Annotated in this window: 8 protein-coding genes; 5 read left to right on the top strand and 3 right to left on the bottom strand. The window is 37.3% G+C overall.

Annotated elements, in window-relative coordinates; translation table 11 throughout:
- Nucleotides 1–3: 3 nt before the first annotated feature.
- Together CP355_RS05905 and CP355_RS05910 are read left to right on the top strand one after the other, a co-directional pair.
- Nucleotides 4–3,714, top strand: coding sequence for an MMPL family transporter (locus CP355_RS05905; protein ID WP_098044095.1), 3,711 nt, complete (start codon nt 4–6; stop codon nt 3,712–3,714).
- Nucleotides 3,715–3,824: 110 nt separating this feature from the next.
- Nucleotides 3,825–4,868 carry a zinc ribbon domain-containing protein gene (locus CP355_RS05910; RefSeq protein ID WP_098044096.1) on the top strand — a complete coding sequence of 348 codons (1,044 nt, stop codon included), beginning with the start codon at nt 3,825–3,827 and terminating at the stop codon, nt 4,866–4,868.
- A 151-nt stretch (nt 4,869–5,019) separates the two neighbouring features.
- Here CP355_RS05910 and CP355_RS05915 read toward each other — a convergent pair whose 3' ends face one another.
- The 3 genes from CP355_RS05915 to CP355_RS05925 form a co-directional block, all read right to left on the bottom strand.
- On the bottom strand, nt 5,020–6,402 hold the full coding sequence (locus CP355_RS05915) for an NAD-dependent succinate-semialdehyde dehydrogenase (protein ID WP_098044097.1): 1,383 nt from the start codon (nt 6,400–6,402) through the stop codon (nt 5,020–5,022).
- Nucleotides 6,403–6,481: 79 nt separating this feature from the next.
- Entirely contained in the window at nt 6,482–7,345 is an 864-nt protein-coding gene (locus CP355_RS05920; protein ID WP_098044099.1) for a helix-turn-helix domain-containing protein, read from the bottom strand.
- A 2-nt stretch (nt 7,346–7,347) separates the two neighbouring features.
- Complete coding sequence (locus CP355_RS05925) at nt 7,348–8,142, bottom strand: S9 family peptidase (RefSeq protein WP_098044098.1); 795 nt, start codon at nt 8,140–8,142, stop codon at nt 7,348–7,350.
- A gap of 129 nt (nt 8,143–8,271) precedes the next feature.
- On the opposite strand from CP355_RS05925, the gene CP355_RS05930 reads away from it, so the two are divergent.
- The 3 genes from CP355_RS05930 (at nt 8,272) to serS (ending at nt 10,964) form a co-directional block, all read left to right on the top strand.
- Complete coding sequence (locus CP355_RS05930) at nt 8,272–8,880, top strand: TVP38/TMEM64 family protein (protein ID WP_025006305.1); 609 nt, start codon at nt 8,272–8,274, stop codon at nt 8,878–8,880.
- Complete coding sequence (locus tag CP355_RS05935; protein ID WP_025006306.1) at nt 8,880–9,431, top strand: GNAT family N-acetyltransferase; 552 nt, start codon at nt 8,880–8,882, stop codon at nt 9,429–9,431. Before CP355_RS05930 ends, CP355_RS05935 begins: the two co-directional genes overlap by 1 nt.
- Nucleotides 9,432–9,656: 225 nt before the next feature.
- Entirely contained in the window at nt 9,657–10,964 is a 1,308-nt protein-coding gene (gene serS, locus CP355_RS05940) for a serine--tRNA ligase (RefSeq protein WP_025006307.1), read from the top strand.
- Nucleotides 10,965–11,366 lie beyond the last annotated feature (402 nt).

Genomic DNA, 11,366 nt, shown 5'->3' on the forward strand with positions numbered 1-11,366 from the left:
AAAGTGCAGAAATTTCTGAAAAACCATGTTTTTTCTTTAATTGCATGGGTTTTGATATTGATAATCTCCATTTTTGCTTTGCCTAATATCAAGGAACTGACTAATGCCCACTCGGACATTACACTTCCAAGCAATGTACAAAGCAATGTGGCACAATCTATCAAAAACAATTGGGGTGCAAAAAAGAAGAACACCTATGAAGTAGCACTTGTTTTTAACAAGAAACACGGCAAGCTAACGGAGGCTGATAAAGCGGCCATCAACAATACGCTTGACAAGTTTACGAATGATAAGTACAAGTATGGAATTAAGGATTCACTTCTTCCAGATTCCAATATTGCTACGAGAAAGAAGCTTCAATCAAAAGATGACACGACTTGGGTAGCGCAGTTTAATATCGCTAAGAGTCATGGCACGATTGAGGAAGTTTACAATCAAATGAACAGGGATGCCAAGACGCAAGGTCTTCGCACTTATGTAACTGGTGCTGATATTTTGCAACATGACTTCTCTGCTTCAATCCAGCAAGGAATTAAGAAGACTGAAGCTATTACCGTTGTATTTATTTTCATTGTTTTGGTAATTGTCTTTAAGTCACCAATTGTTCCGCTAATTTCATTATTGACAGTTGGGGTATCATTCCTTACTTCCTTCTCAATCGTTACAAACTTAGTTGAACATGCTAATTTCCCATTCTCAAACTTTACACAAGTGTTCATGGTTATCGTCCTCTTTGGTATTGGTACCGACTACAACATCTTGCTGTATGATAAATTTAAGGAGAATCTAGGGAAAGGGATGGACAAGTACAAAGCCTTACATGATGCGCTTTTCAAAGCTGGTAAGACTATCCTGTATTCTGGTTCATCAATTTTAATCGGATTTACCGCATTAAGTTTAGCTAAGTTCTCAGTTTACCAATCAGCCGTAGGTGTAGCGGTTGGTGTTGCAGTACTTTTGGTAGTGCTTTTAACACTCAACCCATTCTTCATGGCAGTTCTTGGTAAGAAAATGTTCTGGCCAGTTAAGAAATTCACTGGTGAAAGCGATGATAAACTTTGGCATGGAATTTCTGCTTCAACATTAAAGCATCCAATTATTTACTTAATTGTATTGGCTGTAGTTGTAGTTCCATTCATGTTAATGTACTCAGGACACTTGAATTACGATGATACTGATGAAATTGCGGATTCAGTTCCATCTAAGCAAGGTTTATTGGTAGTTCAAAAACACTTCTCAGAAGGTATGGCTGAACCATCATACTTGTACATTAAGAGTAAGCATCGTTTAGATAATGAAGAAAACTTGAAGTTAATTGATCAATTGACCAAGCAACTTCAAAACTCAAAAGATGTTTCATTTGCGACATCTGTAACTCAACCATATGGTGAACCAATTGATATGCTTTATGTAAACAATCAATTGAACACTGTTAACGACGGTGTTGATCAAGCTCGTTCTGGTTTGGGTAAATTAAGTAAAGGTTCTAACAAGGTGGCTAATGGTGCCAACAGCTTGAAGGATGGTGCAGATCAACTTCAAGATGGTACTAGTCGTCTTCAAAGTGGTGCACAACAATTAGTTGGTGGTACTAGTCGTTTGCAAAACGGTGCTCAACAATTACAGAGTGGTGCCGTTCGTTTACAAAACGGTTCAAATCAATTAGTTAGTGGTGCTACTCGTCTTGAAACTGGTGCAGGTCGTTTGGCTAGTGGTACTCACGCACTTCAAAGTGGTGCAAGCAGCTTACAAAGCGGTGCTAACAAGTTGCAAAATGGTGCTAACAGTTTACAAGCTGGTACCAAGACCTTGCAAAATGGTACCCAACAAATGGCTAACCAATTGCAACAATTGAGTACACAACTTTCTAACCAATTGAGTGGATCAAACAAGCAACAACTTGCTGCATTGCAAACTGCTTTGCCACAAATTAACAGCGGTATTCAACAATTGAATGCTGCTTTAGGCAATTCTGTTGACGTTTCATCTGCAACTAGTGGTTTAGCTGCTGTACAAAAACAAGCTGCTCAATTAGAAAGCAGCTTGAAGGAGTTGCAAAGTGCTGCTGGTAGTGTCGGTTCATCTGTAAGTCAAGCAGATGTTCAATTAGCAATTAGTGCTGCAGTTCAATCAGCTGTGAAAGACGTTCCAAGTGATCAAAAGCAAGCTGCTCAGCAAGCAGCAACTGCAGCTGCAACCCAAGCGGTACAATCAGTTGTTCAAAAGGCTCAAGCTGGTGCTAATACTGATAAGTTAAAGTCAGCTATGCAAAATGCAACTCAAGCAGCTCAAGGTTTGCAAGGCTCGATGGCTGCAATGCAACAAAGTGATTTGATGACCCAACTTCAAAGTTTGAAGACTCAAGTGAATACTTTAGCTCAAGCTTCAAACCAAGCACTTCCAGGTGCCGCAACTGCTTTGAACCAATTAAGCTCAGGCTTAAGTCAAGTTCAATCAGCTGCTAGTGCAGGTGTTGCCGGTGCAAACAAGCTTAACTCAGGTGCTGCTGCTCTTAACAGTGGTGCAGGTCGCTTGAGTACTGGTCTTGGCAGTCTTGCAAGTGGTGCAGGTCGTCTTAACGCTGGAGTTGGCCAACTTAACAGTGGTGCAGGTCAACTTCAATCAGGCTTAGGTACTCTTGCCAACGGTGCAGGTACTCTTAACACTGGTCTTGGTACTCTTGCTAATGGTGCAGGTCAACTTAACTCAGGTGTTGGTCAATTAGCAAGCCAAGCTCCAGCTCTTATCTCAGGTATCGGTCAACTTAACAGTGGTGCCGGCCAACTCAGCATTGGTGCTGGCAAGTTAGCTGCTAAGGTTCCAGAACTTACTACTGGTATTGACACTGTAAACAGTGGTTTAGGTCAAGGTGAAACTTACTTGAAGGGCTTAGGCTCATCCGCTGCAGCAGATACCTTCTACATTCCAAAGGAATTCTTGAAGAATGAAATGTTCAAGAAGTCAATGGATGTATACCTCAGCCCTGACAAGAAGTCAGCTCAAATTATCGTTGTCTTCAACTCAAACCCAAGTGCAACTGAAGCTACTAACGAATCACAAGAATTGAGCGCAATGGCTAAGAAGACTTTCCAAGGTACTGCTCTTAAGAATGCTACTGTTGCTATGGGTGGTCAAAGTTCAAAGATTAAGGATACTAAGACAGTTGCTAGTGGCGACTTCCTTAGAACTGCCGCAATCATGTTAATCGGTATCGGCATTGCCTTAATGTTTGTAACTCACTCACTTCTTCAACCAATTTACATTCTTGGTACTTTGCTTATCGCATACCTTTGCTCACTTTCAATCAACCAATGGATTGTTAAGGCAGTTCTTGGCAGAAGCATGCTTTCATGGAACACACCATTCTTCAGCTTTATCATGTTGATTGCCTTAGGTGTTGACTACAGTATCTTCCTCATGACTCGTTATCGTGAACTTGAGACTGAGGGCTACACAACTCCAAGTTCAAGAATCTTGAAGGCATGTGCTATTATCGGTACTGTTGTTGTATCAGCTGCAATTATCTTGGGTGGTACTTTTGCAGCCTTGATCCCATCAGGTATTCCAACCTTGATCGAAGTTGCTTTAACTGTTGATGTTGGTTTGTTAATCTTGGTATTTATCTTACCAATTACATTGTCAGCTGGAGTCAAGTTAACTTATGAGGGAATTGACTTTAATAGCATATTTAAAAAGCGTAAAAGCGCTAAATAATACTTGATTTATAATCTAGACTCTACAGTTATGTAGGGTCTATTTTTATCTATTTAGCTTTATATGCATGATATAATTAAATAAATAAGATTAAAAAGAGAGGATTTAATATGACTACGTGTCCAAATTGCGGTCAAGCAATTAATGAAAAGGATAATATTTGTCCAAATTGTGGTTTTAATTTAAAGAAGTACCGTGATAACTTTTTTACAGATCAACATATTAAGACTAAATATGAATCTGACGATGAGGGACAACAAATTATCAGCCGTGCCGCATATCGGGCAGAGTTTTATCCTGAAAAGCAAAATACCACTGTTCAACGGATGATCGCATGGGTTAGAAAAAATGCAACTATAGTTTTTCTATTGGGTGTATTTCTGTTAATTTTGATGAGTTTTTCAAGAGCAACCGGCTGGATTAGTTTTTTAGTCTTAATGATTTGGCTTTATATAGTTTGTGATCGTCAGGAAAAGATTGAACGTTATACAGTTGATAAAAGATTAACTGAGAAGATAAATCAGGTTGGGTCTAATCTTTTCAACCGGGTTGATGAACATGAGGATAAAATAAAAGCCAAAAACACTAGCTTTACGCAAAAACATCCCCGCATTGAAAACCAAGTGCATAAAATAAAAAATCATAGTCGAAATCGTTACAACTATGTCCAATTATCAGTTATTCTAACTGCCTTGATTAGTTTGATTGTTCTTTTCACTGATTCTGGTGCAGCTGTTTCAGCTGTTGGCTATACTCAGAGAATGTCAATTTCTAATGTGATTTTTAGCTTGGCTGGAAGACTCTTATCTTCAGGATCATCTTCTATTTATTCAATTGTGCTTTATTTAGTTTGGCTGTTTTTATTCCTGTTTCCAATTTTTGTTATTTACAATGTATTAAAAAATACGCGCTCAAGCCAAATTTTAGCCTTTTCTTTGTCATTGATTGAAACCATCTTTTTAATCTATTTGATTTACAAATTATCTAGTTCGACTCGTGCAGCAACTGGTGTCATGAGTCAATTAACCAGTCAGCTGATTACATATGCTGTATCACTTGGAGCATCTACATATTTCTTGATTTTATCCAGTTTTTTAACTACAGCTTTATCAGGATATAACTTAATCGATAAAAAAGAAAAAACTAAACAGTAAGAAAAAAGTGTCTGAAATATACCAATATTGTATATTTTCAGACACTTTTTTGGGTTTAGCTATTGCCGGCATATCTGGAATCTTGGGCTTAGGATTAAACAAGAAAAAGATGAGATAAAAAGAAGCAAAAATGCTTCTTTTTTAGTTTGAACTATTCATTACTCTTAGTAACATCGATTACTAAATGTTCGTTAACAAAAGCCATAATGCCTAAATCACTTAATTCACGGCCATATCCAGACTTCTTAACCCCGCCAAATGGTAATTCAGCAGCAGTAATCCAACGTCCATTAATGACAGTCATTCCAGCTTCAATTTGGGCAGCAACTTTTTTAGCGCGTTCAATATCACTACTAATAACTGATGAGCCTAAGCCATAACTTGAATCATTAGCTAATTCAATAGCTTCATCATCATCTTCAACTACATAGATCTCTGCAACAGGGCCAAATAATTCTTGATCAAAGATAGGGTTGTTTTTATCAATATTAGTTAAAATCATCGGTCTAAAGAATGAACCTTTAGCATCAATTTCTGGGTATTGGTAAAAGACTTTAGCACCGCCATCGATTGCTGATTGAACCTGCTTTTCTAATTTGGTCTTAGTTCTTTGTGAGTTTAATGGTGGCAGGGTTGTACTATCATCAAGTGGATCGCCAGCTTTTAATTCAGAGAAGATACTCTTTAAGTCGTCTAGAACTTCATCATAACGGGATTTTTCAACGATAATTCTCTTAGATGAAGTACATACTTGACCGCCATTATAAGTTCTAGCATCCCTTAAAACATTGCGTAATAATTTTGGATCAGCATCATCTAGTACGATAAAGGCATCATTACCGCCTAATTCCATTGTAGACTTCTTTAAGTTCTTGCCAGCTTCTTCAGCTACAGCACTACCGCCGCGCTCTGAACCAGTTAAGGCAACACCTTGAATGCGTGGATCAGCAATAATATTTGCCAATTGATCATAGCTAAGAAAGAGATTAATCAAACTTCCTTCTGGTGCACCAGCTCTTTTAATAATTTTAGCAATTAACGCAGCTGAGCTTGGAACATTATGAGCATGCTTAAGTAAAACTGGATTACCCACAACGAAGTTAGGAGCAAATATACGTACAACTTGATATACTGGGAAGTTCCATGGCTCACACGCCATGATTACACCAGTAGCTTGTTTTAGATAATATGCATTTCTTAAATCACTTTTAATCGGAGTAGGCTCAAGCATTGCAGCAGCGTTATCGGCATAATAATCACAAATAGAAGCACATAACTCGACTTCTTCTTTTGATTCACGCAGCACTTTCCCCATTTCCAGGGTCATCATCTTAGCTAATTCGTCTTCATGCTCGCGAAAAGCATCAGCAATTTTATGTAAAAACTTAGCACGTTCACTTGGGTCTTCATGACGCCATTTTTTGTATAAAGTATGTGCTAGATTAATAGCTTCTTCTACTTGCTCAGCAGTAGGGTTATCATAGCTAGCAAATTCTTCGTTAGTGTATGGATTAATTGATTGATATTTAGACATTTTATTTTCTCCCGTTCAATTAAAAGTTTATCCGCATAAGCTCTGTTTTTATTATAAAACGTTTACATTAAAAACTCAGCTATTTTACATCGTCTAAATTTTTAATTAGCTTTCGAGCCTTGTTTAGCGTGATATTATTACGATTGATACGGGCAAAAGCACAGGCATCATACAAGTGCTGGCTAATGATTTCTTTATTTTTATTTTGGGCTATATCATTGACACCTTGTTGCAAAAGAATTCTTGCCATGTAAAAAATTACGTGTTTTTCAGTTCCGATCTTGTAGGCATAACGCAAAAGTGAATTAGATTCTTTGTACATTTCGCGTTGACCATAGAATTCACTGGCATCGCATAAAATGGCAAGGGCATGCAAAGTGGTCAGTGGATTGTTGATTTCAACGCTTTTTATATTTTTGAGTACTTGGCTGTAATAATGCTCTGCTTTTTGCATTTCACCTTGTTTTGCATAAATCTGACTACAACCATTGAGTGCGAGCAAGTGATAGATATCGTTTTTAGGTAAATCTTTAGTTGTCAGAATATTATTGAAATAGAACAAGGCACTTATTTCGTTGCGATCACTTTTCAGAGCATATTGTCCCCGTAAAAATTGATAGTGTACCTGATCTTCTTTACGTTTAAGCGTATCTTCACTAACTTCGGACAATAAGTTCAAAATTTTAGTGTAGTCAAAGTTAATAAATGCAAAATCTGCATCAAATAATAGCTGCGTGATTCGCTGCTCATCACTACGGTTAATAATGTAGCCAACTTCAATGTGCAGACGATCGCATAACTGATTGAGAATTTTTAGGGAAGGTACTTGCCCATTATTTTCAAATTTACTTAAAGTTGATTGCGTACAGATGCCATGACAAAGATCAGTTTGTGATAGTTTCTGTGCTTTGCGTATTTGAATGAATTTTTTAATATCGATTATCATTATTTTTGTCTCTTAATTGTTTGATACAAAAAGTCGAGGGATTCATCAATGTAATCCTGACTATAATCCATGGCATGACCATGTCCTGGAATAACCAATAATTGGACGCCATGATTTTGCTTAGCTAAGAATTTAATAAAATCTAGCGTAGTGGATAATGGCGTCAGTTCATCTGCAGAGTTAATCATCATTAATTTATTTAAATTAGAAAAATCATATGATTGAGCATCAAGCTTTTGTAAAATATCAGATTTATCTGAGCCGGTATAAGTTAAAGTGAAGTATTTGTAAAAGGAGGCTCTAATTTGAGTAGGATCAGTGATACCAAAATCTTCTTTTGCTTGTGGTGAAGGTTTAACCTCCTGATGGTTTTTAATCCAATTAGTGTATTCAACAGGAGCAGACCAAGTTACAGTTGGAAAGCCATACTTACCAGCTACGTATAATGCCATTGTCCCGCCGACGCTAGCACCGATCTGGACTATATTTTTGATATCATCATTATCAGTGTAATCAGAGTCTAATAGCCAATTGACAAAATGAAGTGCATCATCATGAGCAGCTGGGAAATGAGCAGCTGGAGCTAAGCTATAGTTAGGAATAAAAGTCATGAACCCTGCATTAGCTAAATTAATGCCGATCTTTTTAACGTCTTTTTTATCTCCGCGGAACCAGCCGCCACCATGCCAAAAGATTAAAATTTTAGTCTCAGAAGTTGTATCATTTGGGTAGTAGATATCAGCTCCTAATTTTTTATTCTCGTCATAAATAATATTATTTTTAATGACAACCATGATTTGTGTTCCTTTCATTTGTAATATCAAGAATATTATATATTAATTAAAAAGCAGATAAGTTAATAAAGGCTTTTTTAGTTTTTTGATAGAATTAGTGTATTAAAGTTCTGAAAGAAGGCGAAAAAGATGCATCATTTGTCAGCTAAGGCGAGTCGAAAATTAATTAATATTGCTACAGTGGTTTGTGGATTAGTAATTATTCTGTTGGTCATCTATTGGTATCGATTAGGGATATTTACTGATCAAGATAAGATGCGTGCTTATTTAGCCAATAAACAAATTGTGGGACCGATTATTTTCGTATTGATCCAGATTGTTCAGGTGGTAATTCCTATTATTCCAGGTGGTGTGTCGCTACTAGGCGGAGTAGTCTTTTTTGGACCAATTGCCGGTTTTATCTATAATTATGTCGGAATTTGTATTGGCTCGATTATTAACTTCTTTTTGGCACGGCACTATGGTCGTCCATTCATTTTGCATATTGTGTCGGAAAAAACGTTAGACAAATATATGAAGTGGACTGAAAATCAGAAGAAGTTTAATTGGTTCTTTGCCATCTGTATTGTTGCACCTGCTGCGCCTGATGATGTGCTTTGTTTGCTTGCGGGCTTAACTAAAATGAAGTTCTGGACTTATTTTTGGATAATTGTTTTAGGCAAGCCGTGGACAATTATTGCTTATAGCTTTGGCTTGCAGTATGGTGCCGAATGGCTGCTGAAGTTGATGGGTAAATAATGCTGGAATCAAAGAGAATATATTTAAGAAGATTTGAAGAAAAAGATGCAGAACAATTATTGAAGTGGGGCAGAAATGCCCGCTATCATAATCTGGCTGCCTTTGAGAATTATCAAAATATAGAAGAAGCCCAGCGGGGCGTAGAGCAGTATATGGCCCGTCCAGAGAGCTATATTATTTGTCTGCGTCAAAATGATCAGACGATTGGCTTGATTGAATTATATGAACGTGGTTTAGATGAACAAAGCGGCTTATTAAAAACAAAAGAAGTTGGCTTTTTGCTAGATCAGGCTTTTGAAGGCCATGGTTATATGACGGAAGCGCTGCGTTTAATTTTAAATTATGCTTTTAAAAAGAAACGACAAAAAGAAATTTGGGCAGGCACTTTTGTAAATAATGAAAAGTCGCAGAAACTGTTGGAAAAACTAGGATTTCAGTATGTTTATACCGTAGATTATTCGCAGATTAGTACACTTTTTTCGTATCAAGAAAAATATTATTTGCTCAAACAAGCAGAATGGCTTAAAATAGACGCAAACATGAAATCCTAAGACTGCTTCAGAGAGTTCACGGTTGGTGCGAGTGAATGGATGTCGTTTCCAGATTTCGTTAAGATGGGCAATTAATAGTTGCACGGTTTGGCGTCGTTATCCGTCTATTAAGAGGTGCAGTCTATATTAGACTGAAGATGGGTGGTACCGCGAAGCTGTGTAAGAGCCGATTCGTCCCAAGCAAGGGATGAGTCGGCTCTTTTTTTGCATTATGGAGGTTTTTTAATGCTTGATATTAAGGTGATTCGTGAGAATCTCGATTGGTCAAAGAAAAAGTTAGCTACACGTGGCATTAAGCCAGAAGAATTGGATGAATTGGTAGAAATCGATGCTAAGCGTCGTAAGGATTTAACCAAGAGTGAACAATTAAAGGCTAAGCGTAATGACGTTTCTAAGCAAATTGCTGAAAAGAAGCGCAACAAAGAAGACGCAAGTGATGCTATTCAAGCTATGCGTGAAGTAGGTAAGGAAATCAAGGATTTAGATAAAGAAGTTGCTGAATTAACTGAAAAGCAAAACTACATTTTGCTTAGATTGCCTAACTTCCCAGCAGATTCAGATCCAATCGGCCCTGATGATAGCTACAACGAAGAAGTTCGTAAGTGGGATGAACCAACTAAGTTCAACTTCAAGCCAAAAGCTCACTGGGACATTGGTACTGACCTTGGTATTTTAGACTGGGATCGTGCTTCTAAAGTTTCAGGTGCACGTTTTGTTTACTACATTGGTGCAGGTGCACTTTTGGAACGTGCTGTCTTTAATTTCTTCCTTGATGAAAACACTAAGGATGGCTACACCGAAGTTATTCCACCATACCTTGTTAACGATGCATCAATGCAAGGTACAGGTCAATTCCCTAAATTCCACGAAGATGTTTACACTATCGTAGATAACGACGATCCAGATAAGCCACGTGATTTGACTTTGATTCCAACTGCTGAAGTTCCTTTGGTAAACTATTTTAGAAATGAAATCATTCATGAAAACAAGTTGCCAATCAACGTAACTGCTTTATCACCAGCATTTAGAAGTGAAGCAGGTTCAGCTGGTCGTGATACTCGTGGTTTAATCAGAATGCACGAATTCCGCAAGGTTGAAATGGTTAAGGTATGTAAGCCTGATGAGTCATGGGATGAACTTGAAAAGTTAACTCACAATGCCGAACACTTATTGCAAAAGTTGGGCTTGCCATACCACGTAGTTGCTTTGTCAACTGGGGATGCAAGTTTCACTAGTGCAAAGACCTACGACCTTGAAGTTTGGATGCCTGCACAAGACAAGTATCGTGAAATTTCAAGTTGTTCTAACTGTACTGACTTCCAAGCTCGTCGTGCACAAATTCGTTACCGTGACGAAGATGGCAAGCTTCACTTAGCACACACTTTGAACGGTTCTGGTTTAGCTGTAGGTAGAGCAGTAGCTGCAATTTTGGAAAACTACCAAAATGAAGATGGCTCAGTAACTGTTCCTGATGTTCTTGTACCATACATGAATGGTATGAAGAAGATTACTAAAGAATCAAGTTTGATTTAGTAGAAGAAAATAATTAGAAAAAGGCCTAAGAATTAGCGTTCTTGGGTCTTTTTGTTCGCCCTGAAATAGCAAAAATGCAAAAAATCAAAATTTTTTTGAAAAAATTTTGATGAATTTAAGACTAAAATACAGCAAAAGACGAACTATTTATTTGAAAAGTAATTAAATTAACAAGATATATGAGATTTGAAAAAGACAATATAAATAGTAATTGTTACAACGTTACCTAGCGTTTCATGTTTAATTCGAACAAAAACTAGGATTTGACGAATAAGGATTGACCGTGTAGTATATTTAACTGTCGTCGGGTGATAAAGAAATCGCCTGATGATGAAAAAAACAAATCAAAAAAAGTTCTTGACAAAGGATTTGAGATTTGATAAAATATAAAAGCCGTCTGGT

Origin of the sequence: Lactobacillus sp. UMNPBX4, assembly GCF_002554115.1 — a bacterium.
In the GTDB taxonomy this organism is placed as follows: Bacteria; Bacillota; Bacilli; order Lactobacillales; family Lactobacillaceae; genus Lactobacillus; species Lactobacillus gallinarum.